The sequence below is a fragment of the Clostridium sp. Marseille-Q5894 genome (assembly GCF_946902305.1).
In the GTDB taxonomy this organism is placed as follows: Bacteria; Bacillota_I; Bacilli_A; order Erysipelotrichales; family Coprobacillaceae; genus Thomasclavelia.
The window spans coordinates 26,508-51,151 of record NZ_CAMPPT010000007.1; the positions used below are offsets into that span (position 1 = coordinate 26,508).

Sequence of the window (24,644 nt, forward strand, 5' to 3'; positions counted from 1 at the left end):
AGATTATATGAATGGATTAAAAATACTGTCAACTGGTTACTATGCACCACAACAAGTTCTTGATAATTTCGATCTTGAAAAAATGGTTGAAACTTCAGATGAGTGGATTGTCTCTAGAACTGGAATAAAAAGAAGACATATTGCAAAGGAAGAAAGTTGTGTTGATTTGGGATATCAAGCAGCTTTAAAAGCAATAAAAAATATAGATAAAAGTAAAATTGGTTTAATAATTTGTGCAACTATGACACCAGACTATTTCACACCTAGTAATGCTTGTTTAATTCAAGAAAAATTAGGATTAAACGATCAAGAAGTAATGTGTTTTGATTTAAATGCAGCTTGTAGTGGTTTTGTTTATGCTTTAACAGTAGCTCAGGCGTTATTACAAAATTTAGGTGATAAATATGCTTTAGTAATTGGAAGTGAAAAAATATCCAAAATGATCGACTTCAACGATCGTAATACTTGTGTGTTATTTGGTGATGGCGCGGGAGCACTAGTTATTAGTAATGGGGAAGGAATTTTTGCTAGCTACAGCAATTCTGCTGGTAATTTAGATGCTTTGAATGCACCAGCAATTAATGAAGTAAGTGAAAATCATTTCCTTACGATGGCAGGACAGGAAGTATTTAAATTTGCTGTTAAAGTAATTCCTGAAAGCATAAATGCGGTTTTAAAGAAAAGCAATCTGACTCTTGATGATGTTGCATATGTTGTATGTCATCAAGCTAATTATCGAATTATTAAAAATGTATATAAGAAGTTAAAATCTTCTGAAGATAAGTTTTATATGAATTTACAAGAATATGGAAATACCTCTGCTGCTAGTATTCCTTTAGCATTAGCAGAGATGGATGAAAAACAGATGTTAAAACCAGGCGATAAAATTATTTGTGTTGGTTTTGGCGGGGGCCTTACTTGGGGCGCTACATTAATAGAATGGAGTTAAAAAATGAAATTAAATGAATTATTAAACATAAAGTATCCTTTAATTCAAGGAGGAATGGCCAATATTGCAACTGGTGAGTTTGCGGCAAGTGTATCTAATGCCGGAGCGCTTGGATTAATCGGAGCTGGTGGTATGGATACAGAAACTTTAAAAAAGAATATTGAAATTTGTCGCAGCTTAACTGACAAACCATTTGGAGTCAATATCATGTTAATGAATCCATGTGCTGATGAAATGGCACAATTAGTAATTGATGAAAAAGTTCCCGTTGTAACAACAGGAGCAGGAAATCCTGGTAAATATGTTGAATCATGGAAAGCAGCAGGAATTAAAGTGTTACCAGTTGTACCAAGTGTTGCCTTAGCAAAACGTTTAGAAAAATATGATGTTGATGCGATTATTGTTGAGGGTACTGAAGCTGGTGGTCATATCGGCGAATTAACGACAATGGCTTTAGTTCCTCAAGTTGTTGAAGCAGTCAAAGTACCTGTAATTGCAGCTGGTGGGATCGCTAGTGGAAAACAAGTTTTAGCAGCTTATGCTCTAGGTGCTAGTGGAGTACAAGTAGGAACTTGTTTATTAGCTAGTGAAGAATGTCCAATTCATGAAAATTATAAACAAGCAATCATCAGTGCTAAAGATACAAGTACAACAGTAACCGGAAGAATCGCCGGAACGCCAGTAAGAATTATAAAAAACAAAATGGCTAAAGAATATATCAAGCGTGAAAAAGAAGGTGCTGATATGATGGAACTTGAAAAGTATACATTAGGTTCATTAAAAAGAGCAGTATTAGAAGGGGATGTAGAAACAGGTTCTTTAATGGCTGGACAAGTAGCCGGAATGGTAAATGAAATAAAACCAGTAGCAGCAATTATTGAAGAATTGTTCGATGAGTGTAAACAAGAGTTTAAAAAGTTAGAAAGCGAGTTTTAAAGATGAAAAAAGTACACATAGGTGAGATCTGCCTTGAGGTTCCAATTATTCAAGGAGGAATGGGCGTAGGAATTTCATTAGGAAACTTAGCTGGAAATGTTGCTTTAAATGGCGGGATGGGAGTTATTTCAACTGCTCATCCTGGTTATCGAGCAGCAGACTTTGAGAAAAATCCGCTTGAAGCTAATAAACGTGAATTAGCTAATGAAATAAAAAAAGCTAAAGAGATTGCAAAAGGTAAAGGAATGGTTGCAATCAACGCTATGGTTGCGATTACTGATTATGCAGCTTTGGTTGAAGTAGCTGTAAAAAATAAAATTGATGCCATCATTTCTGGAGCTGGCTTACCAATGAATTTACCTAGTTTTGTAAAAGATACAAAGGTCAAGATCGCACCAATCGTATCAAGTGGTAAAGCGATAAAATTGATTTGTAAGACATGGGATCGTAAATTTAAAGTAGCACCGGATTTTGTAGTTATCGAAGGTAGCGAAGCTGGGGGCCATTTAGGTTTTCATAAAGAAGATGTATTAAATAAGACAACGGCTAAGTTGGCAGATATCTTTAAAGAAGTAAAAGAAGCAATTCAACCATTTGTAGAGAAGTATAAAAAAGAAATTCCGATTTTTGTAGCCGGAGGAATTTATGATAGTAAAGATATCCAAGAGTTTTTAGACTTAGGAGCAGATGGTGTTCAAATGGCAACCCGTTTTATTTGTACTGATGAATGCGATGCCGATATTAAATATAAGCAGGCTTTTATCAATGCTAAAAAAGAAGATATTGAAATCGTAAAATCACCGGTAGGAATGCCAGGTAGAGCAATCATGACAAAACTTACGGAAAAGTTGAAAAATGATGAAAGAATACCTGTAAAAAGATGTTATAATTGTTTGATTCCCTGCGACGTAAAGACGACACCTTATTGTATAAGTGGAGCCTTGATCAATGCTGCTAAAGGGAATCTTGATGAAGGGTTAGTATTTAGTGGCAGCAATGGATATCGTAATGATAAGATAATTTCAGTCAAAGAATTGATGGATGAATTGAAGGAAGGACTAAAGTAATGGGGAAGATAGGATTTGTATATGCTGGTCAAGGCAGTCAAGTTGTTGGAATGGGTAAATCATTCTATGATAATTATCAAATCGCAAAAGATATTTTTGATAATATTGATTTAGATATTGATGTAAAAAAATTGTGTTTTGAAGGACCGATAGAAGAACTTTCAAAGACAAGCAATACACAACCATGTATGGTAACTGTTGCTGTAATTGCAACTAAGTTATTAAAAGAAAACGGAATTGATCCTGATTTTGTAGCAGGACTTAGTTTAGGTGAATATTCAGCATTAAATGCTGCTGGAGTATTAGATGATCAAACAGCAATCAGCCTAGTTCGTTTTAGAGGACAAGCAATGGAACGAGCAGTAATGGAAATGGAAAGTAAAATGGTTGCAATTATTGGTTTGAATCGTGAATTGTTGGATGAAGCTGTTGCAGAAGCAAGTGATTTAGGGGTAGTATCAATAGCTAATTATAATTGTCCGGGACAATTAGTTATTGGTGGTGAGGCTAATGCGGTTACTAAAGCAAGTGAATTAGCTTTACAAAAAGGTGCTCGTCGAGCAATTCCGTTGAATACAAGTGGTCCATTTCATACCAGATTATTAGCACCAGCTAGTCAAGAACTTAAAGAAAAATTTACAGATATAACTTTTAATGAAATGCAAATACCGGTTATTTTTAATAGTTCAGCAAAAGAATTAGAAGCAAATGTAAGTGTTGCTGAAATGTTAGAAAAACAAGTAATGTCACCAGTATATTTTGAAGATAGTATTCGTTATATGTTGGAAAATGGTGTAGATACAATTATTGAAATTGGTCCTGGTAAGGTATTGAGTGGTTTTATTCGTAAAATCGATAAAAAAATTAAGACTTATCAAGTTGAAGATCAAGAATCATTAAATAAAACAATTTCTGGATTAAAAGGAGAATAAAATGAAATTAAAAGATAAAGTAGTTTTAGTAACTGGTGGAGCTCAGGGAATTGGCAAAGAAATTTGTTTAGCTTGTGCTCGTGAAGGTGCTAAAGTGGTTGTTAATTATGTTGATTTCGGTAATAATAAAGAAATTGCTGAGGCAACAAAAAAAGAACTTGAAGATCTTGGGACTACAGTTATGTTAGTTCAAGCCAACGTTGCATCTTTTACAGAAACAGAAGCAATGTTTAAAGAAATCATGAAAGAATTTGGTCGCGTTGATGTATTAGTTAATAACGCTGGAATTACTAAAGATGGTTTATTGATGAGAATGAAAGAAAGTGATTTCGATGCTGTTATCGATGTTAATTTAAAAGGAACATGGAATTGTATGAAACATGTTACTAAGATCATGATGAAACAGCGCTATGGAAGAATCATTTCAATGTCTTCAGTAGTAGGTGTAGCTGGAAATGCTGGACAGGTTAACTATTCTGCTAGTAAAGCTGGAATAATTGGGATGACAATGTCTTTAGCGCGTGAAGTAGGTAGTCGTGGGATTACAGTTAACGCTGTAGCACCAGGTTTTATTAAAACAGCAATGACAGATATTTTACCAGAAGATGTTAAAGATAGTATGGCTAAACAAATTCCTTTAGGTGTTTTTGGAGAAGTAAGCGATATTGCTAATACAGTTGTTTTCTTAGCAAGTGATGATGCTAGATATATTACTGGTCAAACTATTCATGTTGACGGCGGAATGGCAATGTAAGGAGAAAGATGATGGAAAGAAGAAGAGTAGTAGTAACTGGACTTGGGGCAATTAATGCTATTGGTCATAATGTTGATGAGACATGGAAAAGTATTAAAGATGGAGTTTGTGGAATTGATGAAATTACTAACTATGACACAGAATTAACAAGAGTTAAAATTGCTGCGGAAGTTAAAGATTTCAATCCTGCAGATTATTTAGATAAAAAAGCAGTTCGTAAAATGGATCGTTTTACTCAATTTGGGGTAATTGCTGCAAAAGAAGCGTTTAAAGATGCTGCTTTAAATATTGAAGAAATTGATGCTGATCGTTTTGGGGTAGTAGTATCAAGTGGAATTGGGGGACTTGCAACAATTGAAAAAGATCATACTAAAGGATTAGAAAAAGGATATGATCGAGTTTCGCCATTCTTTGTACCAATGTCAATTACGAATTTAGCAGCTGGAAATATTGCTATTGAGTTAGGAGCTAAAGGATTATGTACATGCCCAGTCACTGCTTGTGCTGGTGGTACTAATGCTATTGGTGATGCTTTTAGAAATATTCGTGATGGATATCAAGATATAATGATAGCTGGTGGAGCTGAAGCAAGTATTACTCCGCTTGGAATTGGTGGCTTTTCATCAATGAAAGCTCTTTGTGATAATAATGATCCTAAACGTGCTTCTATTCCTTTTGATGCTGATCGTTGTGGCTTTGTTATGGGAGAAGGAGCTGGAATTATTGTACTTGAAGAATTAGAACACGCTAAAGCTCGTGGTGCTCATATTTATTGTGAGATGGTTGGCTATGGTGTAAGTTGTGATGCGCATCATATTACAGCGCCATTAGAAGATGGTTCAGGTGGTGCTAAAGCAATGATCAATGCCCTTAATGATGCTAATTTAAAACCTGAAGATGTAACTTATATTAATGCTCATGGTACTAGTACGCCATTAAATGACAAAGGGGAAACTATGGCAATTAAAACAGCTTTAGGTGAAGCTGCTAGAAGTGTTGCGGTATCTTCAACTAAAGGAAATACGGGACATTGTTTAGGTGCTGCAGGTGGAATTGAAGGTGTTATTTGTGTAAAAGCAATAGAAGAAGGTTTTATTCCTGCTACAATTAATTACCAAACACCTGATCCACTATGTGATTTAGATATTGTACCAAATACTGGTAGAGATCAAGAAGTAAATGTAGCTATGTCAAATTCATTAGGATTTGGTGGACATAATGCTACGATCGTATTTAAGAAATATGGAGAATAAGAAAATGGAATTAAATAGTAATCAAATTCAAGAAATCAATCCACATCGTTATCCTTTTGCTTTGGTTGATCGTATTATTGATTATAAACCGGGTCAGTGGGCTAAAGGAATAAAATGTGTTAGTGTAAATGAGATGCATTTTTGTGGACATTTTCCACAGCATCATGTTATGCCAGGGGTTTTGATTGTTGAAGCATTAGCTCAAGTAGGATGTATTGCAATTCTTTCAAAGGAAGAAAATAAAGGTAAGATTGCTTTTTTTGGGGGAATTAATAAATGTAAATTTAAAGGGCAAGTAACACCTGGTGATGTTTTAGAAATGGAATGTGTTTTAACAAAACAAAAAGGACCAATTGGAATTGGTGATGCGGTTGCTAAAGTAAATGGCAAGGTTGTTTGTAAAGCTGAGTTAACTTTTGCAGTTCAGTAAGATAAAATTGCACGAATCAAAGAATATTTTATCATATATATGTAATAAATAGTGAGTCATGGACAGAGATACCAACTAATGTTGATATCTCTGTTTTTTTGAAAGAAAGTTGATAAACTATTTATATATTATTTATATAAATAGTCTTGACTTAGAGTAAACTCCAAGTTGTATAGTATGGTTACGATAAAAGGAGATGATATAGTGACAATTAAAGAAGTAGCAGAAAAGTATCATATCAGCCAAGATACACTGCGCTATTATGAGCGAGTAAAAATGATTCCGAAAGTTACTAGAACATCTGGAGGAATACGAGATTATCAAGAAGAAGATTTGAAATGGGTAGAATTAGCAATTTGTATGAGAAATGCTGGATTGCCGATAGAAGTTATGATTGAGTATGTAAAACTATTTCAACAGGGTGATAATACTATTCCTGCAAGATTAGAACTTCTTAATAATCAAATGGATGTTTTGAGATTTCAAAAAAAGCAAATTGAAGAAACGATGGATAGACTTTCATACAAAATTTCTCGTTATGAAAAAGCATTAAAAACTGGTAAATTAATTTGGGACAAAGGAGAAAATAATGAATGAAAAAACTTGTAGCATTTTATTCGAGAGCTGATGAAAATTATTTTGGTGGCTCTATAAAGTACGTAACTATTGGTAATACTGAAAAAGCAGCAAAGATGATTTCAAAAATCACGGGTGCTGATTTATTTAAGATTGAACAAAAGAAACCTTATGCAAAAGATTATAATACTTGTATTAAAGAAGCAAAAAAAGATTTGCAAACAAATGCCAGACCAGAACTTGTGGGCTTGTTAGATAACTTGGAACAATATGATGAAATATATCTTGGATATCCTAATTATTGGCAAACTATGCCAATGGCAGTATATACATTTTTAGAAGAATTTAATTTTACGGGAAAAATAATACATCCTTTTTGTACCCATGAAGGTAGTGGACTTTCATCAACAGAAAAAGATATTAGAAATGCAGCTCAAGGTGCAAAAGTTACAAAAGGACTGGCAATAACCGGAAGCGCTGTAGATAATGCACAAAAAATAATTGAAAGGTGGATATCAAATGAAGTATAAGAAAGGCTATGTTTATCATTTAATGGATCAAGGCGGACCAACAGATGCACGTGAAGAATATTTCAAGGATGCAAGTGACGAGATGCTTCGTGCTAGGACTCTTTGTGCAAAGGCAAATGCTATATTACCTAATGATTCATCTTATCTTAAATACTTAGAGGAATTATTTGGAAGAGAACTTAAAGATATAAGAATACTTACACCATTTATTTGCGACTTTGGAAATAGGGTGAAATTTGGTAAAAACGTATTTATTAATCACTCTGCTATTTTATCTGCTTCAGGTGGAATTGAATTTGAAGATGGGGTAATGATTGCACCAGGGGTTCGTATTGCTACGATCAATCATGATATGAATGCTAGGCATTATATTTATACTTATGGAAAAGTAACAATAAAAAAGAATGCGTGGATCGGCATGAATGTAACTATTTGTCCAGGGGTAACGATTGGAAAATATGCTGTTGTTGGAGCTGGGGCAGTTGTTACAAAAGATGTACCAGACTATGCAGTAGTTGGAGGCGTTCCAGCAAAAGTGCTTCGTTATCAAGAACCTGCCAAACAAAAAGAATAAAGAAAATAATATGTCTATAAAAACTGCATATGAAGAAATTAAGAATATCATGTATAAAATTTTTCTTGCTTAGTATTTAGTGAAGATGATTATACTGTTTGTAAAAAGTTATACATTACAGCAAATTATATAATCAGTTAGAAAAATAAGGAATTAGGATTTTTAATTTTAAATATTAAGATGATTTAAGAAATGTTGAATATTTAAAAAGTTATGTGTGTTCTAAAATATCTTTTATTTATAAGTGTAAAGAAGATTAAATCCAGGATTACTGATTTAATAATCATGTTTTTTGAAACTTTCAAAGGCAAGGATAATCTGTCTATAAAAATAAAACAAAACAGAATCTCTGTTTTGTTTTTGCTTATAATGAAATATATTATCTTTTTTTAAAAAATCTGAAAAACCTAGAAAAATTTTCGCAATTGAAATAATTTTCACTTTGAACCCAAGCAGGGCAAGTTTCAAAATTATCAGTTATTACAAAATATCCGTAAATGTCCATTTAATGTCCCTCCTGAATGTTCTTTTTTTTTACAATAATATTATATAATAAACTTTTAATAATTCTAGGGACATAGATTATAAAAAAACAATCATTATTTGTGCATAGTGCACAAATAATGGTAAAATAAAAAAAGAGGAGGAAAAACAAATGGGATTTACAATAGAAGATGCATTGATTCAAACTCAAAAACAATACCGTTTAAAACTATTAGCCGGTAAAGAAGGCTGTGGAAATGCAATGAGTTGGGTTCATATGATTGAGGATACTAAAATAATTCAACAATTATGGGGAAAAGAGTTAGCAGTAACGACAGGATTAGGGTTTCAAAGTCATGATGCACTTTTTGATTTTATTAAATGTTTAGTTAAATATCATAGTGTCGGGCTGATCATTAATACAGGTAAGTATATTTTTGAGGTTTCTCAAGATATTATAGATTATTGTAATGAGCAAGAATTCCCGTTATTAACAACACCTTGGGAAGTTCATATGGCTGATTTGATCAAAGATTTTAGTATGCGCTGTTTATTTTCAGAAAGAGAAGATCAACAAATATCAAAATTATTTCAAGAAGTATTTACGACTGTCCAAACAGTTGAGGAAGTGCGACCACAGTTAATGAGTTCATTTGATGTTGATGGTTATTTTCAAGTAGTGTTAATTGAAATCGAGGATTCTGATCAGTTTGATGCTATTGAAAGAAGAAAGATTGCTTTTCAATTAGAATTATGTTTTGAAAAAATTGAAAGTCCCTATACTTTTTTCTGGTTTGATGGATGTTTTGTTTTAGTTGTAAATAATCTTGAACCTGATAATCTAGAAAGAATTATTGATAAAATGTATAAAAGAACTAAAAAAAGAATGGAAGGCAAATATATTCATTTAGGTATTGGCAGTCAAATGCTGGATTTTAGACAGGTGATTTTAAGTTATAAGCGAGCTCGTGCTGCAGTTTCAATGGCTACACAGTTTCAATTACCTATCGTTTCTTTTGAAGAAATGGGGATATATCAAATTCTTTTTTCAATCGAAGATAAACAAATACTTAGTGAAATGTATCACAGTTTATTACAGCCTATTATTGAGTATGATCAAAAACATCATGGGGAATTAGAAAAAACACTTTTTTATTATTTGTTTTATAATGAAAGTCAAATTGAAATGGCTAAGAATCTTTATCTGCATCGAAATACTATTAATTACCGAATGCTTAAAATTAAAGAGCTGCTGGGATGTCAGTTAGATACTTTTGAAGAAAAAATGTTATATATGTTAGCGATGTATATTAAAAAGATTTTAAATGAGGATGATATTTAATAGTTATGGAGGATAGCTTATGTACGATGATATTTTGGAGTTTAAAGGAACTTGGCGAATATATCAACAAAGAGTTCTTGATAAATTTGCTGGGTATAGTCAAGATCACAAAATTCATGTAGTTGCAGCTCCGGGTTCGGGAAAGACAACACTGGGGATTGAACTTATTAAACGTACTAATCGTATCACTTTGATTTTAACACCTACAATTACAATTAGAGAACAATGGATAGATAGAATTAATAAAGCTTTTTTATGTAATGAAGCTATTAGTGATAAATATATATCTCGAGATTTAAAATATCCTAAATTAATTACAGTAGCTACTTATCAAGCACTTTTTAGTGCAATGAGTAGATATCAGGGAAAATTAATTGAAGAAAATGATGAGTTTGAGATGATTGAGGAAGTTGATTATGATGATTTTGATCTAATAGAAACTTTTAAAAGTCTGCAATTAGGAACATTATGTCTTGACGAGTGTCATCATTTAAGAAATGAATGGTGGAAATCATTGGAAAAATTTAAAAAAGCTTTTGATGATATTTTTACAATTGCTTTAACAGCTACACCGCCATATGATGCAAATATAAATATGTGGACCCGTTATATGGATATGTGTGGTGAGATAGATGAAGAGATAACAGTACCAGAATTAGTTAAAGATGGAACATTGTGTCCGCATCAGGATTATGTTTATTTTAATTATCCAACTAATCAAGAAAAGCAGGAAGTAAATGTTTTTAAGGAAAATGCCCAAAGCATTTTAAATAATTTATGTAATGATCAGCAATTTTTACAGGTGATTCAAGCTCATCGTTTTTTTACAAGTACTGTAAGTGATGAGGAGTTATTAGAAAATCCAGCGTATTTGTCGGCACTATTAATTTTTTTAAATGAGGGTAAAATTCCTGTATCTAAACGATTTCAAAAATTATTAGGTTTTAAGAAATTGGAACCAGTAACTTTGAAATGGCTGGAAATATTATTACAGGGATTTATTTATGATGATACTGATTCATATTTAGTTGATGAAAATTATCGCCAGCAGATGATAAAGGAGTTAAAGGCAAAAGGTTTGATTGAAAAGCGAAAAGTTACTTTACAAGTTAATCAGGCTCTTGAAAAGATATTGATTAATTCAAAAGGAAAATGTGAAAGTATTAAACAAATCATTTTTCATGAATACCAAAATTTAAAGGATGATTTAAGATTATTGATTCTTACAGATTATATTCGAAAAGAGTACGAAAGTTCTTTAGGAGATGAAACTAAAGATGTTAATAATTTAGGTGTGATACCTTTTTTTGAACAATTAAGAAGAGAAAATAAATCGCTAAAGTTAGGTGTTTTATGTGGCAGTATAGTTATTATTCCAATTGAAGCAAAAGAAGTACTGCTTAAAAAGATAAATGATGCTAATAAAATTAAATTTATTAAAATTGGTAAATTAGAAGATTATGTTAAAGTAGAGCTTAAAGGAAATCAGCATTTTTTAATTGATATAATTAGTGAATTATTTACTCAAGGATATATCCAGGTATTAATTGGAACTAAATCATTATTGGGAGAGGGTTGGGATTGTCCATGTGTTAATACTTTGATTTTAGCAAGTTTTGTAGGCTCTTATATGTTGAGTAACCAAATGCGGGGCAGAGCAATCAGGGTATTTAAGGATGATCCTAATAAAACTAGTAATATTTGGCATTTGGTTTGTGTAAAACCAAGAGATAATTTACAAGTTGATAATAGTAGTGAAGATTTTGAAATGTTGACACGACGGATGGAACATTTTTTAGGATTGCACTATCGACATGATACGATTGAAAATGGAATCGAACGATTATCAGCAATTAAATTTCCATTTAATCAAAGCAATGTTAAAAAGATCAATCAGGAAATGTTAAGTTTATCTAAGCAGCGACAATCATTAAAAGATAGATGGGAACGTTCTCTAGCTGTATATGAAAAAATTGAAATTGTTGATGAAGCTAAAGTAAAAGATAAATATATATCAGTAGTATTATTTAATGATGCTTTACGAATCTTGGTCGTAATGATCATAGCCGGAATAATTGGAGTAATCTTAGGATTACCTTTATTAAAAGATCTATCGTTATCATCAATTCAAAAATATCTTTTTGCAGCAGGATATATCGCGATATTTTCTTTAGGAATATTATTATCTTTAAAAAAAGTTCTTACTTTAAAAAATCCGCTGGCACGTTTAAATATATTTGGCAAAGGAATTAGAGAAGCTTTAGAAAAAACTAATCAGCTTGACAGTTATAATAGTCGTATTGAAGTAGAATCTTATGGAGTAAGACATGCGGTTTACCTACTTGGTGGAACTGGACATGATAAAGCTTTATTTGCAAAATGTGTTAGTGAATTTTTTGCTTCGATCGATAATCAGCGATATATTCTTTATAATCCAAAACGTAGGAATAAATTAGACGGTTATTTTGCTATACCTGATTGTTTTTCTAAAAGGAAAGAAGATGCAACTATTTTTGCACAATATATGAAACCATTTATTGGCAAATATGAGGTTGTTTATACGAGAAATGAAAATGGTAGAAAAATTCTTTTAGATGCTCGGATCAAGGCTTTAGCCAATCGTGAAGAACGTTGTTTTACTAGAAAAAAAGTAAAAGGAGCTTTAGAATAGTAACAGTTATGTTATACTGTTTTTAGGTGATAAGATGAAATGTTTAATAGAAAAGAAATGTGGCAGTTGTAAATATATTAATAGTAGTTATCAAAAACAATTAGATATCAAAAAAGAGTATTGTAAAAAACTCTTAAAAGATAATCATTTAGATATGTATCATGTAGAAGATGTGTTAGGGATGGAACATCCCTATGAGTATCGTAATAAAATAATTATTGCTTTTAATCAAAAGTATGAATTTGGTTTTTATGAAGAAGATAGTCATAAAATTATTCCCTATGATCGTTGTTTATTACATGAAGAAGTAAGTGATTTAATTATAAAGAAAATTCAAAGTTTATTAAAAAGATATCGAGTTAGTATTTATGATGAGAATCGAAATAAAGGCTTGTTAAGACATGTTTTAATTCGTAGAGCAATCGTTAGTGATCAAACAATGGTAGTTTTGGTTTGTAATGATAATGTGTTTAAAGGGTCTAAGAATTTTTGTAATGAGTTAATAAAGAGTTTTCCTAGTATTAAAACAGTTGTTTTAAATGTTAATAAGAGAAAGACAAGTATTGTTTTAGGTAATGATGAAAAGGTACTTTATGGTAAGGGGTTTATTGTTGATGAATTATGTGGTTTGAAGTTTAAGATTTCACCGAAATCTTTTTATCAGATCAATCATCATCAGTGTGAAATACTTTATCATAAAGCTTTGGAGCTATTGAATTTAAAAGGAAATGAAATTGTTATTGATGCTTATTGTGGAATTGGAACGATTGGAATGATTGCTTCAAGTAAAGTAAAAGAGGTAATTGGAGTAGAGGTAAATAAAGATGCTGTTAAAGATGCCATCAATAATGCTAAGATGAATAAAATTAGTAATATCAAGTTTGTTAATGATGATGCCACTGCTTTTATGATTAAACTGGCTAAGCAAAAACAAAAAGTTGATTGCATCATTATGGATCCCCCTCGAAGCGGGAGCACTAAAGAATTTATGGATGCAATAAAGATTTTAAGTCCTCAAAAAGTTGTCTATATTTCATGTGATCCAAGTACTCAGGTTCGAGATATCAAGTATCTTGCAAAACTAGGATATCGTAGTAATGTCATGTATCCAGTTGATATGTTTCCCCATACTACACATATAGAGACTATAGTGTCGATACAAAGAAAAGATATGTAGAAATCCTTAATTCTCGCGAAGGCAATGAGGAGAATGAAACATATGATAGGACTTGTAAAGCCTGAAAATACGAGACATTCGACAACTGCCCGTAGGCTGAGAATTTCATTGAAATTCTCAGATTTAGGCACTTTCATAAGCATATCGTGTTTACAGACGAGGGTGAGAAAATGAGGAATAAAGAGATTAAGGATTATATCAATGTGTCGGTGATGGTTGATATAGAGTGGGGAGATACAAAGGAGAAGTAGTGGAAATGATAAAGAGAATAAGAATTGAAAACTTCAAATGTATTAAAGGTAGTTTTACTTTAGATTTTAAAAAGGGAATCAACATCTTAGTTGGAAATAATGAAGCAGGAAAATCTACAATACTAGAAGCTGTTCATTTAGCATTAAGTGGTATTTTCAGAGGAAAAACTATAAGAGGTAATTTAACTCAATATTTATTTAATTATGATGTTGTGACTCAATATTTAAAAGATGTTAATAGTGGAAAAGCATCAGAAGCACCCTATATTCTAATTGAATTGTATATGAATGAAAACTTTCCTATATTGGAAGGAGATAAATTTTCAGACAAATCTATGCCGGGAAAAAATAGTGGTATTGCAATGAAAATTGCTTTAGATGATAAATATTATGAAGAATATAATGCTTTAATTAACGCTGGTAACTTAGCGAGTTTACCAATAGAATATTATGATGTTGAATGGTATGCTTTTTCTCGAAAACCTTTGACTTCAAGAAGCGTTCCTATTAAATCATCATTTATTGATGTTGGGGTAAGCAAATTTCAAAATGGTTCAGATATTTATATTTCAAGAATTGTTCAAAACATACTTGAAACAGAAGAAAAAACGAAAGTAGCGCAGTCATACAGAAAATTAAAAGAAATATTTGCTAAAGATCCAGCAATAGAAAATATTAATTCAAAAATTTCGGGTATTTCAAAATTGAGTGATAAGGAAATAGAGTTAACGGTAGATTTGGGAGCGCGTTCTACATGGGATGGGAGTCTCATTACACAACTTGACAATATTCCTTTTGACTTTATTGGAAAAGGCGAGCAGGCTATAGTAAAGACCGATTTAGCATTATCTAATAAGAAAGCGGAAAATGCTTCTATCATTCTTATTGAAGAGCCGGAATGCCACATAAGCCATGCTCGTTTAAATCAATTATTAAAGAGTATTAAAGAAAACTATGGAGATAAACAAATAATTATTTCCACGCATAGTAGTTTTGTTTCTAATAAATTGGGGCTTGATAATTTAATATTACTTAATCAACAAAACACTGTTCGGTTTTCTGATTTGAAATCTAAAACATTAACATTTTTTGAAAAAGTATCAGGTTATGATACCTTGCGAATGATACTTTGTAAGAAAGCTATATTGGTAGAGGGAGATTCTGATGAACTGGTAATTCAAAGAGCATATATGGATACTCACAATGGAAAACTGCCTATTGAAGATGGAGTTGAAATAATATCAGTGGGAACATCATTTTTACGGTTTTTAGAGATAGCTGAGCGTTTAAGTATTCCAGTAAAAGTTGTAACTGATAATGATGGAAGTGTAGCTTCTTTGGAAGAGAAATATAAAAAGTATATTGGCAAAAATAAAAAATCAAATATAGTAATTTGCTATGATAGTAATGAGTATACGGGGTCATTAACGATAGGAAAAGCTAAAAAGCCTTTTAATTATAATACATTGGAACCTCTTTTGTTAAAAGCAAATGATTTAGATACGCTTAATCGGATATTAGATACTAATTATTCTACAGAAGATGATCTGCACAAATATATGAAGGAGAACAAAACAGAATGTGCTTTGAAAATTTTTTCGGCAAAGGATAATATAGAATATCCTGAGTATATTAAGAGGGCAATACTATGAAAAATAAATTGCTGATTGCATCTGCTGGAGCAGGTAAAACAACAATGTTTGTTAAAGAAGCTTTATCATGTACGGAGTCTGTTCTTATAACTACGTTTACTGAAGAGAATGAAAAGGAAATAAAGAAAAAATTTATAAAACTGAATAATGGTATAATTCCCCCTAATATCACAATACAGACATGGTTTTCTTTTTTGATTGAACATGGTGCAAAGCCATATCAAGGTAAGCTTACAGAGAAAAAAATAAACGGTTTATTTTTAGTAAATGAAAAATCCGGCTTAAAATACAAAGGGAAATATCCTGTATACTTTAAAGAAGATGAAATAGATAAACATTATTTTACAGCAGACTATCAAATTTATTCTGATAAACTATCAAAATTTTGTGTTAAATGTAATGAGAAAAGTAATGGATATGTAGTTGAGCGCATTTCTGCATTGTTTCATCGTATTTATATTGATGAAGTACAAGATATGGCTGGTTATGATTTGGAATTTATAAAACTTTTATTGCAAACGAATTCGATGGTTAAAATGGCTGGAGACCCGAGACAGGTAACTTACCATACACATTTTTCTGATAAATATAAAAAATATTCTAGTGGGAAAATCCAAGAATTTATACAAAATGAGTGTAAAAAAATTAATTGTGATGTAGATACTGAAACATTGAAGGGGAGCTGGCGTAATAATAAAATAATATGTGAATTTGCAAATAGTATATTTCCAGAATATCCTAAATGTGAGTCTTTGCAGACAGAAGTAACAGGGCATGATGGAATATTTCTTGTAAAAGAAAAAGATGTTGAACAATATTTAAAAGAGTACTGTCCTTTACAATTAAGGTATTCAAGAACTAAAAAGGTAAATCTCAATTATCAAACAAAAAATTTTGGTGAGTCGAAAGGAGCTACCCATGATCGTGTGCTAATTTATCCAACACAGAAGATATTGGATTGGTTATTTGATAATAAAGATATTAATAGTTTTGAAGTTAAATGTAAATTTTATGTAGCCGTTACCAGAGCTAAATATAGTGTGGCAATAGTGTGTAAAAACGATGTGAATACGGAAGTTTTGCCTATATATCAAAGTAATGTCTGATATGATGAAAGCACGTAGACATAAGTATAATAAATAATTATTTACAGGCGGTCTGTCCAGTGGCATGCGAAGTGTAAGCCGCTGGATCGGACTAGCCTGTGTTGGATTAGCGTAAGCCAATCCAACTTGTAACCCTAGTTATCTAACAGTGAGGTACAAATACAATAGGAAACAGGAATCAAATTACTCAAAGCGCTGATTACATAGATGTGAGTAATCGTAAGGCGGCTTTTTCAGCGGAAAGCTATAGTAGAGATATTTTAAATACCATACCGTATTATGATGAAGTTTATAATCAGATAGCAGATGTGGTTTCCGTTGCATTTTTAAATAAGGTAGTATCATGGTTGGATGTAGGCTGTGGGACTTGTAAAATGGCAGAAGTGGCATTGGAACAATGCAATGTGGGAAAGATGATTTGTACTGATAATTCGTCTGCCATACTAGAGGTAGCAAGACAAAAAATCAGTTCTTCCTATGTATGGAAGTGTTACAGAGTTGCGAAAAACGTTGGATTATGACTTTTCTAAGGAGAGGGAGTTTTCCTACACAATCTTCTATTGAATGAGAACCATCCGCTTTATAACCAAACATTGCATATCAGTGAAGCATTTAAGAAAACAGAAAAACCGGACATTGATATTTTAAAAGCGGATATTGAAAAAGTTTTCCAGCCCAAAACGGTAAGTAATATTTTGCAGCTTTATGAAAAATTTTCAGATCAATCAATTTTTGGACGTTCAGATGTGATGAAAGTGATTGGTATTAGGACATCTAGAGCTTCTGAGTTTTTGAGAGAATTGACAAAACATGGCATTATTGAGCCAGTATCTGGTCATGGAAAAGGAAAGTACCGGTTTCGTCTTCAGTAAGATTGAGGCAATGTTTTTTGGGATAAAGCATAGGAACTATAAATAGATCAGATGGTTTCTGACCTATTTAAAAATCTAATATAATAATTTTTCTGGACAAATTATTTTGGAAATTGTGTTGTATGGTAATGGTAAGACTGATAAAATACATACTCAATACCAGAGAAACCGAATATATCCTCTTGTGCCATGTAGAGGCAGTCTGTCTGCTAACGAGAAATGATCAATAAATCAAAGTTTTTTGCAGAATGGTAATACAGGAACTGAATTATCTCAGAATTAATATATAAATGTTGATATCCCTTTTTGGTAAACACATAAGATTGTAGGTGATTAGAAAATGAGAAAAGTTATTTTATACATTGCCATGAGCCTTGATGGTTACATCGCAGATCAAAATGGAAACGTAGATTGGCTAAATGAATATGATAGTGATGAGGATGTGGAAGGGACAGACAGCTATTCCCTGTTTCTTGATAAGGTGGATACAGTCATAATAGGTTATAATACTTATCATCAGATTGTGACGGAATTATCTCCGGAACAATGGGTATACAAAGGTTTGAAGAGCTATGTTATTACTCATAACAAAATACTATCAAATTCGGAAATCGTGTTTGTAAATAACAGTCCGAGTAATCTGATAAAAAATTTGAAGAAAGAATCTGGAAAAGATATTTGGATATGTGGTGGAGCAAGTATTATCAAGCAGCTTATGCAGGAAGATTTGATTGATAGGTACTATATTTCTGTTATTCCAATAATTCTCGGAAATGGTATTAAGCTTTTTGATGAGATTGACAATGAAATAAAATTAGATTTAGTTCAAACAATAAGGAGTAACAGTGGTATAGTAGAGTTAGTATATGAACATAGAACCTGACTTTGGCAGTTGAATAGAAAAAAATGGTGCTAACTCGTATAAATCATGGGAGTGTAAAATAAAGTGTGTAAGTAAGTAATATGTGTTATATTACTGCTACACACTTTTCTTATTATCAAAATTAAAAATATGGAGGTTAATGAAATATGGCAAGAATAAAAAGAGATCCAAAAACAGTAGCTTTGGCTCAACAAATTATTGATACTTATAATCCACAATCAGCACAGGATATGGATGAAGCTTTAAAAGATATTTTTGGACCATTATTTGAATCAATGCTTCAGGGAGAAATGAACAACCATCTTGGTTATGCATCTAACAGTAAAGAAGAAAAAAAGACATTAAACAGAAGAAATGGTTATTCTCCTAAAAAAATAAAAACATCAAGAGGAGAATTAGATATTAATATACCTAGAGACAGGGAGGCATCTTTTGAACCGCAAATTATTCCTAAGAGAACGAGAGATGTTTCGGACATTGAAAATAAAGTCATCTCAATGTATGCAAAAGGAATGTCTCAAAGAGATATATCAACCACAATTGAAGATATCTATGGATTTTCGGTTTCTCATGAAATGATTTCCGATATAACCGATGCTATCATTCCTGAACTGGAAAACTGGCAAAACCGACCACTATCTCAATGTTATGCATTCTTGTTTGTTGACTGTTTATATGTGACAGTAAGAAATGATTATGAGGTAAAGGAATATGCTGTATATGCTGTTTTAGGCTATGACATCAATGGAAACAAGGAAATACTGGGGTTATGGTTAAACGAGACAGAAAGCAAGCATAAATGGATGCAGATTTTTGATGAAATCAAAGCGAGAGGTGTGGAAGATGTTTTCTTTATATCTATGGATGGTGTTAGTGGACTTGAAGATGGTGCGAAAGCAATATTTCCCAATGTTGTGGTACAAAGATGTATTGTCCACCTTATAAGGAATTCTATTAAATATGTCCCAAGCAAGGATTATAAGCGATTTACACAATCATTGAAAAAAGTTTATGGAGCTCCTAGTTTAAAGGCGGCCAAAAACGCATTTGAAACATTCAAGAATGAGTGGAAACAATATCCGGGAGCAGTTGATGTATGGGAAAGGAACATTCATCATGTAGAACAGCTGTTTGATTATGGATCAGCCATCAGAAAAGTTATGTATACAACCAATGCAATTGAAAGTGTCAATTCAAGTTTTAGAAAGGTCATAAAAAAAGGAGCATTTCCAAATGAGACAGCGGTATTAAAAGTGTTATATTTAAGAGTTCTTGAATTATCGAAAAAATGGTCAGGTGGGCGTGTATCAAATTGGGCAATGGTTATGAATCAATTAATGATGGATGATAGATTTTCAACAAGAATCCAAAAATATTTAGAAAAATAAAATGACCTATATATACTCGATATAAGTCATTTCTATAGTTCTTTGACAATTTAATAAAATTACTTACACAAATTTCTTGACATTCCCTAAATCATCGAGTCAGCATCATTTTTATTTGTCTGTCAGTTAGATAATAATTTGTAATTGGTTGATTCAATATGCCGGCCAGTTCTACTATGAATCGCGTGGATCTTGTGATGTTTATGTATCTATGCTCATTTATCTGAATAACTTTAAATGTTTTAATGAATTCACATATTTCACTCGTTGCGTATTTGTTTTCCAATACCTTAAACTGGAATATGCGTATTAACAGTACCGCTATATAACATATCAGAAAATGTCCTTTGATGCTGTTTTCCTTTTGCAGATATACCGGTCTTGCATCCAGTTCGCTTTTCATGATTCTGAATGATTCTTCTATCCTCCACAGGTTGTGATAGGCATAATATATTTCACAATCGTCCATTTTATATTCTGATGTCACCAGTAGATTATACCCGGCAGCTGCTTTATCCTGCTCTATCGCCTTTTCATTCAACTGCACTTCTGCTTTGCTTCCATCTTTCCCCTGAAAAATAATATATTTTGAACTTTCTCCATATTCTTCCTTCTTTGCCTGGCTTGCTTTCAGCTTCCTGGCTTTTTCTATCATGCGGTTTATTTCAAATATCTTTTTTTTATACAATTTAGGATTGAAAGTAGCAACTCTTTTTTCCCTGACTTTTTTGACATATTCCCTTCCGTTTTCATCAGTATAGGAATAGGTGTATTCTTCAATGCATGACTTGTATTTGAATAATATATTATTTTTTTCATCTTTTACTTCTGTATAATCGTTATCCAGTAACACCCATGTTTTTTCGACTTTAGCCAGTTTCTTGACTGATTTGGAAAAAATATATCCGTCTCTGTTGTTGATTGCAGTTATAATGTTTCTGGCACTGTTTAATCCTTTATCGGCTATCCGGATAGTTCTACCCTTAATATTATTCCTATCCTTCAGACTTTTGATTACATTTCTGAATACCGGCTGTTCAGATTCATTTCCAGGATACATCTCCATTCCAATAGGTATCATATTGGCATCCAGCAGCAATCCCAGTCCTACTATGGGATCTTTTCGGTTTTCTTTGCTGGGTCCTTTTTTTTGAAATGAATTTTCCCTATCTATTTCAAAATAGAAGTTAGTGCAGTCGAAGTAGGTATGTTTTGTATCGATGCCATAGTTTTCGCTGGTAGCCACTGTAAATATCTCTACTATTTTTTGATATTCTTCCCCCAGGAATTCCACTGCATCCAGTATCTGATAGTAGCTGTCATGGCTGCTGTTGAACATAGAGGGGAGGACATCATGAAATGTTCTGTGTTTAGACAGTGGAGAGACAAGTCTAGCATATACCAGAGATGAAAAGACATCAAAGACATTGAAATGAAATTGTCTATTGGATTGTAAATAATCAAAATGTTCCCTGACATCAAGATTAGTCATTATGTTAGCCAAGGGGAAATATCCCAGATATCTTTCAGGAGAGATTTCAGAAATCAACCTTTGATTGATCTTTCTGTTGGCACATTCAGCTTTTCTCTGTGCGTTCAATCGATCAACTTCCTTTTGATAGTAGGAGATAGGGTCATCGATGCCGCTGTCAATGAGCTTTTGAATATTGCCTAAGGAACGATAGCTGCGATGTCTGGTACCTTTGACATCAGGGGAGTAGAAACTTTCATAGATGGAAAGATAAGTACGAGATTGGTGTTTAGAAACCTTTAAAAAGAAAGCCAAAATATCACCTCCAAACAATACACCATGACACCATTATTATAACACAAACAAAAAATTTTTTAAATAATTTTCAAATAAAAAAAGCCCATAAAATGGACTAAATTTAAATACATGATTAATTATTCCCAAATAAACATGGTGCTAACTGCTAAAGACGGGAATCTGGAAAAGATATTTGGATATGTGGTGGAGCAAGTATTATCAAGCAGCTTATGCAGGAAGATTTGATTGATAGGTACTATATTTCTGTTATTCCAATAATTCTCGGAAATGGTATTAAGCTTTTTGATGAGATTGACAATGAAATAAAATTAGATTTAGTTCAAACAATAAGGAGTAACAGTGGTATAGTAGAGTTAGTATATGAACATAGAAGTAATGGAAGATAAAAGTGAAAATTTGTATTCACCTTATATGTTCATGGCTTAGTTTTGTTAATAAAAATTCAGGGAAATATTGAAACTGTTTGCCTTTTATCAAGAAAAAGCCAGTAATTCAAAGGTTGTCACCAGTTTGGAGCGAATGTTTTTATTGAAGTATAGAATGTAGATATGTTTTCGAAAAGGTTAAAATAACAGAGTTGTAGGAAATTGTATGAATATGGGACTATAAAATAAACCGCTGGAGCGTGGAAATTTTCCATGTACCAGCGGTTTTTAAATCAATCTTAACAAGGGATACTGCCTTTGATGGAGATGGATATGAACTTCATGCTGAAAAAACTAGATCACATTAAGGTCTTTGTGGATAAAATATTACTGGTGGTGTTCTTGGAAGGGACTGAAATTGGATGTAAAAAAGAAAAAGAGTAAGAAAAGTGGTCGATTGGTAGTTTTAGCGATTCTGATCAGTCTTTTTTTGCTATCGTGAAATCTAGCGTATGTAATAAAATATCAATACTTGAATAGTTTGAACATTTAGAGATTACCCTATGAAAAAGAGGAAATATGATGTATAGAGAATATGATAAATTTATTGCAGGTACAGAGATTTTTGATAATACAAATAAATTATTTAATAAAACTCAAAAGGAATTGTTAGAACTTATAACGAATGATATAAATGAAGATAGGAAATATTTATTAACATAGGAAAGACAATTATTTAAATCGGTGTCAGTAAATCAGGGGCTTATTTTGATATGTATAGAAATGAGATAAAAGTACAAATATTAAATAAATCATATCAACATATATTCTTAGATAAACAGTAATTTTAGAAATATTGATTTTAATATTGATATTCATCAACTTCTTTCATAGATGATAATGTTTACCGGTTATATAACTATTTTATTATTTTTAAATAATCATTCTGATACATTTTAGTATTTATAAAAGTGTAAAATATTTTTTGTAATAAATGATAAAAATGAAAGAAAAACTAATTTTTGTTGTCTATATAGATGAAGGGATATTAAATAATAGGGAAAGGAGGTTAAGCAATGAAGGATGATGAAATCATTGAATTATATTGGAAACGCTTAGAAGCAGCTATTTTTGAAACTGATCGAAAATACGGGCACTACTGTTATACTATTTCTCATAATATTTTACATAACCATGAAGATGTAGAAGAGTGTGTTGATGATACCTATGTAAAGGCATGGGAATCAATCCCGCCCCAACGACCTAAATGTTTATCAGCATTTTTAGGGAAAATCACACGTAATATTTCTTTAAATAAATATAAGCATTACAATACAAAAAAGCGTGGATTAGGACAAGTAGAACTTGTTTTTACAGAACTGGAAGATTGTATCTCTTCACCGGATAGTGTTGAACAGGTCATTGATGAAAGATTTTTGATTCAATGTATTAATCATTTTCTTTATAATTTGCCGGAGTTAAAAAGAAATATCTTTATTTGTCGTTATTGGTATTTATATCCAATTTCAAAAATTGCTGAAAAATATGATATGAGTGAAAACAAAATTAATTTAATGCTATTTAGAATGAGAAAAAAATTAAAGTTATATCTTAAAAAGGAGGGCATAATTTTATGAAAAGTGAAAAGCTGCTTTATGCAATTGGAGAGATTGATGATGATTTGGTGAAAAACGCACTATCAATGAAAAAAAGAAAAGTATATCAGCCAAGAAGAAAATGGGTAATTGTTACAACCTGTGTATCTATGGGATTAATAATAATTAGTATATTAAGTATAAACAAGTTCAGATTTTTAAATAATGAACAATCTACAGTGCAAACACAAATAATAATAGATTATCACACAAATGTGTCTGATCTTTTAATGAATGAAAAGACTAGTTCTAGTGAAATATTAAATGTTCAAGTATTTCCCGTAAAGGGACGAATTGCAACATATCATCAAGTAATTGTTAGTACTAAAGGGATGGAACTATTACCAGATAGTCTTGGCAAACCTTTAGAGGGGGTAGATAATTGTTATCGACTTTTAGGGCATAATGAATTACAGTATCTTATTGTCCAAAATGGTGATGATTTTACATTATGGGAGTTTGCATCATTTCTGGTTTGGGATGATGAGACATTTGATCAAGTAAAAAATGATTTTTTAAAGGGAAAATCTGAGTGGTCTAATTATCCATGGTTTAGCTTAGAAATGGATTTTACAGCATATAGTTATGATATGGTATTAAAAGAAATTTATGGCTTAACTTCAGCAGATGCTATTTCAAGTATTGTTGTAGGGGTGGCTGATATGGACAATACTGAAGCAGGATTAGCTTTACAAAAGGAAATAGGTGAGATTACGATTACTGATAAAAATGATATTGAAGATATATACAAAATTATATCTACAATGAATTGTTTGGATGATGATAATTGGGAGAAAATAGGAATTGGTAGTGATACAAGCACTTTAGAAAAAGTTCGGCAAGGACGATATCTTACCATTAATTTTAATGATAATATGCAAATTGACAGTTTAAAATATACAGGAATTTCAAAACAATTTTATGAATACGGAGGAGTTGCTTATAATGTGTTAGATAATAATGATGCTAAAAAAATTGAAAAAATTTTAAAAATATAAATTACAGGCAA

General features: G+C 31.8%; 23 protein-coding genes and 1 pseudogene. 23 read left to right on the forward strand and 1 reads right to left on the reverse strand.

What is annotated here, in order from left to right:
• Positions 1–7 precede the first annotated feature (7 nt).
• The 19 genes from OC535_RS10805 (at position 8) to OC535_RS10895 (ending at position 19,826) form a co-directional block, all read left to right on the forward strand.
• Positions 8–949 (forward strand): beta-ketoacyl-ACP synthase III, encoded by a 942-nt coding sequence (locus OC535_RS10805; protein WP_227052498.1) that lies wholly within the window; start codon positions 8–10, stop codon positions 947–949.
• A gap of 3 nt (positions 950–952) precedes the next feature.
• Positions 953–1,885, forward strand: coding sequence for a DUF561 domain-containing protein (locus OC535_RS10810; RefSeq protein WP_498823817.1), 933 nt, complete (start codon positions 953–955; stop codon positions 1,883–1,885).
• A gap of 2 nt (positions 1,886–1,887) precedes the next feature.
• Positions 1,888–2,952: an NAD(P)H-dependent flavin oxidoreductase gene (locus tag OC535_RS10815; RefSeq protein WP_227052496.1), complete on the forward strand. Its 1,065-nt coding sequence runs from the start codon at positions 1,888–1,890 to the stop codon at positions 2,950–2,952.
• Entirely contained in the window at positions 2,952–3,884 is a 933-nt protein-coding gene (gene fabD, locus OC535_RS10820; protein ID WP_498823818.1) for an ACP S-malonyltransferase, read from the forward strand. The genes OC535_RS10815 and fabD overlap by 1 nt, the downstream gene beginning before the upstream one ends.
• Position 3,885: 1 nt before the next feature.
• The gene (gene fabG, locus OC535_RS10825; RefSeq protein WP_227052494.1) at positions 3,886–4,638 is read left to right on the forward strand and encodes a 3-oxoacyl-[acyl-carrier-protein] reductase; all 753 of its coding nucleotides are present in this window, start codon (positions 3,886–3,888) and stop codon (positions 4,636–4,638) included.
• Between the two features lie 11 nt (positions 4,639–4,649).
• Entirely contained in the window at positions 4,650–5,891 is a 1,242-nt protein-coding gene (fabF, locus tag OC535_RS10830; RefSeq protein ID WP_498823819.1) for a beta-ketoacyl-ACP synthase II, read from the forward strand.
• Between the two features lie 4 nt (positions 5,892–5,895).
• Positions 5,896–6,321 carry a 3-hydroxyacyl-ACP dehydratase FabZ gene (gene fabZ / locus OC535_RS10835; RefSeq protein WP_027090190.1) on the forward strand — a complete coding sequence of 142 codons (426 nt, stop codon included), beginning with the start codon at positions 5,896–5,898 and terminating at the stop codon, positions 6,319–6,321.
• A 204-nt stretch (positions 6,322–6,525) separates the two neighbouring features.
• Complete coding sequence (locus OC535_RS10840; RefSeq protein ID WP_498823820.1) at positions 6,526–6,918, forward strand: MerR family transcriptional regulator; 393 nt, start codon at positions 6,526–6,528, stop codon at positions 6,916–6,918.
• Positions 6,915–7,427, forward strand: coding sequence for a flavodoxin (locus OC535_RS10845; protein WP_024722032.1), 513 nt, complete (start codon positions 6,915–6,917; stop codon positions 7,425–7,427). Before OC535_RS10840 ends, OC535_RS10845 begins: the two co-directional genes overlap by 4 nt.
• Positions 7,417–8,001, forward strand: a complete 585-nt coding sequence (locus tag OC535_RS10850) for a DapH/DapD/GlmU-related protein (RefSeq protein ID WP_498823821.1) — start codon at positions 7,417–7,419, stop codon at positions 7,999–8,001. Before OC535_RS10845 ends, OC535_RS10850 begins: the two co-directional genes overlap by 11 nt.
• Before the next feature lie 655 nt (positions 8,002–8,656).
• Positions 8,657–9,826, forward strand: coding sequence for a PucR family transcriptional regulator (locus tag OC535_RS10855; protein ID WP_498823822.1), 1,170 nt, complete (start codon positions 8,657–8,659; stop codon positions 9,824–9,826).
• A 19-nt stretch (positions 9,827–9,845) separates the two neighbouring features.
• Positions 9,846–12,497: a DEAD/DEAH box helicase family protein gene (locus tag OC535_RS10860; protein ID WP_498823823.1), complete on the forward strand. Its 2,652-nt coding sequence runs from the start codon at positions 9,846–9,848 to the stop codon at positions 12,495–12,497.
• Positions 12,498–12,531: 34 nt separating this feature from the next.
• Complete coding sequence (rlmD, locus tag OC535_RS10865) at positions 12,532–13,674, forward strand: 23S rRNA (uracil(1939)-C(5))-methyltransferase RlmD (protein WP_498823824.1); 1,143 nt, start codon at positions 12,532–12,534, stop codon at positions 13,672–13,674.
• A gap of 256 nt (positions 13,675–13,930) precedes the next feature.
• Positions 13,931–15,577, forward strand: coding sequence for an ATP-dependent nuclease (locus tag OC535_RS10870; RefSeq protein ID WP_227052487.1), 1,647 nt, complete (start codon positions 13,931–13,933; stop codon positions 15,575–15,577).
• A complete protein-coding gene (locus OC535_RS10875) occupies positions 15,574–16,683 on the forward strand; it encodes a UvrD-helicase domain-containing protein (RefSeq protein ID WP_227052486.1) in 1,110 nt (369 codons plus the stop codon). The genes OC535_RS10870 and OC535_RS10875 overlap by 4 nt, the downstream gene beginning before the upstream one ends.
• A 209-nt stretch (positions 16,684–16,892) precedes the next feature.
• On the forward strand, positions 16,893–17,204 hold the full coding sequence (locus OC535_RS10880) for a class I SAM-dependent methyltransferase (RefSeq protein WP_498823825.1): 312 nt from the start codon (positions 16,893–16,895) through the stop codon (positions 17,202–17,204).
• 39 nt (positions 17,205–17,243) lie between these two features.
• Positions 17,244–17,555: a hypothetical protein gene (locus OC535_RS10885; RefSeq protein WP_498823826.1), complete on the forward strand. Its 312-nt coding sequence runs from the start codon at positions 17,244–17,246 to the stop codon at positions 17,553–17,555.
• A gap of 340 nt (positions 17,556–17,895) precedes the next feature.
• Positions 17,896–18,438 carry a dihydrofolate reductase family protein gene (locus OC535_RS10890; protein WP_498823827.1) on the forward strand — a complete coding sequence of 181 codons (543 nt, stop codon included), beginning with the start codon at positions 17,896–17,898 and terminating at the stop codon, positions 18,436–18,438.
• A 146-nt stretch (positions 18,439–18,584) separates the two neighbouring features.
• Positions 18,585–19,826, forward strand: coding sequence for an IS256 family transposase (locus tag OC535_RS10895; protein ID WP_498822983.1), 1,242 nt, complete (start codon positions 18,585–18,587; stop codon positions 19,824–19,826).
• A 91-nt stretch (positions 19,827–19,917) separates the two neighbouring features.
• Here the strand turns inward: OC535_RS10895 and OC535_RS10900 are convergent, their stop codons facing one another.
• Positions 19,918–21,630, reverse strand: coding sequence for an IS1634 family transposase (locus OC535_RS10900; protein ID WP_498823828.1), 1,713 nt, complete (start codon positions 21,628–21,630; stop codon positions 19,918–19,920).
• A gap of 152 nt (positions 21,631–21,782) precedes the next feature.
• Here OC535_RS10900 and OC535_RS10905 point away from each other — a divergent pair.
• The 4 genes and pseudogenes from OC535_RS10905 to OC535_RS10920 all read left to right on the forward strand — a co-directional run.
• A pseudogene (locus OC535_RS10905) lies at positions 21,783–22,001 on the forward strand (dihydrofolate reductase family protein); the annotation flags it as partial.
• Positions 22,002–22,562: 561 nt separating this feature from the next.
• Positions 22,563–22,703: a hypothetical protein gene (locus tag OC535_RS10910; protein ID WP_498823829.1), complete on the forward strand. Its 141-nt coding sequence runs from the start codon at positions 22,563–22,565 to the stop codon at positions 22,701–22,703.
• A 353-nt stretch (positions 22,704–23,056) separates the two neighbouring features.
• On the forward strand, positions 23,057–23,617 hold the full coding sequence (locus OC535_RS10915; RefSeq protein WP_498823830.1) for an RNA polymerase sigma factor: 561 nt from the start codon (positions 23,057–23,059) through the stop codon (positions 23,615–23,617).
• Complete coding sequence (locus OC535_RS10920; protein ID WP_498823831.1) at positions 23,614–24,633, forward strand: hypothetical protein; 1,020 nt, start codon at positions 23,614–23,616, stop codon at positions 24,631–24,633. Before OC535_RS10915 ends, OC535_RS10920 begins: the two co-directional genes overlap by 4 nt.
• Positions 24,634–24,644 lie beyond the last annotated feature (11 nt).

Coding starts and splice junctions, on each gene's coding strand:
- OC535_RS10805 (WP_227052498.1), top strand. CDS start 8: ATGAATGGATTAAAAATACTGTCAACTGGTTACTATGCACCACAACAA.
- OC535_RS10810 (WP_498823817.1), top strand. CDS start 953: ATGAAATTAAATGAATTATTAAACATAAAGTATCCTTTAATTCAAGGA.
- OC535_RS10815 (WP_227052496.1), top strand. CDS start 1,888: ATGAAAAAAGTACACATAGGTGAGATCTGCCTTGAGGTTCCAATTATT.
- fabD (WP_498823818.1), top strand. CDS start 2,952: ATGGGGAAGATAGGATTTGTATATGCTGGTCAAGGCAGTCAAGTTGTT.
- fabG (WP_227052494.1), top strand. CDS start 3,886: ATGAAATTAAAAGATAAAGTAGTTTTAGTAACTGGTGGAGCTCAGGGA.
- fabF (WP_498823819.1), top strand. CDS start 4,650: ATGGAAAGAAGAAGAGTAGTAGTAACTGGACTTGGGGCAATTAATGCT.
- fabZ (WP_027090190.1), top strand. CDS start 5,896: ATGGAATTAAATAGTAATCAAATTCAAGAAATCAATCCACATCGTTAT.
- OC535_RS10845 (WP_024722032.1), top strand. CDS start 6,915: ATGAAAAAACTTGTAGCATTTTATTCGAGAGCTGATGAAAATTATTTT.
- OC535_RS10850 (WP_498823821.1), top strand. CDS start 7,417: ATGAAGTATAAGAAAGGCTATGTTTATCATTTAATGGATCAAGGCGGA.
- OC535_RS10855 (WP_498823822.1), top strand. CDS start 8,657: ATGGGATTTACAATAGAAGATGCATTGATTCAAACTCAAAAACAATAC.
- OC535_RS10860 (WP_498823823.1), top strand. CDS start 9,846: ATGTACGATGATATTTTGGAGTTTAAAGGAACTTGGCGAATATATCAA.
- rlmD (WP_498823824.1), top strand. CDS start 12,532: ATGAAATGTTTAATAGAAAAGAAATGTGGCAGTTGTAAATATATTAAT.
- OC535_RS10870 (WP_227052487.1), top strand. CDS start 13,931: ATGATAAAGAGAATAAGAATTGAAAACTTCAAATGTATTAAAGGTAGT.
- OC535_RS10875 (WP_227052486.1), top strand. CDS start 15,574: ATGAAAAATAAATTGCTGATTGCATCTGCTGGAGCAGGTAAAACAACA.
- OC535_RS10890 (WP_498823827.1), top strand. CDS start 17,896: ATGAGAAAAGTTATTTTATACATTGCCATGAGCCTTGATGGTTACATC.
- OC535_RS10895 (WP_498822983.1), top strand. CDS start 18,585: ATGGCAAGAATAAAAAGAGATCCAAAAACAGTAGCTTTGGCTCAACAA.
- OC535_RS10910 (WP_498823829.1), top strand. CDS start 22,563: ATGTATAGAGAATATGATAAATTTATTGCAGGTACAGAGATTTTTGAT.
- OC535_RS10915 (WP_498823830.1), top strand. CDS start 23,057: ATGAAGGATGATGAAATCATTGAATTATATTGGAAACGCTTAGAAGCA.
- OC535_RS10920 (WP_498823831.1), top strand. CDS start 23,614: ATGAAAAGTGAAAAGCTGCTTTATGCAATTGGAGAGATTGATGATGAT.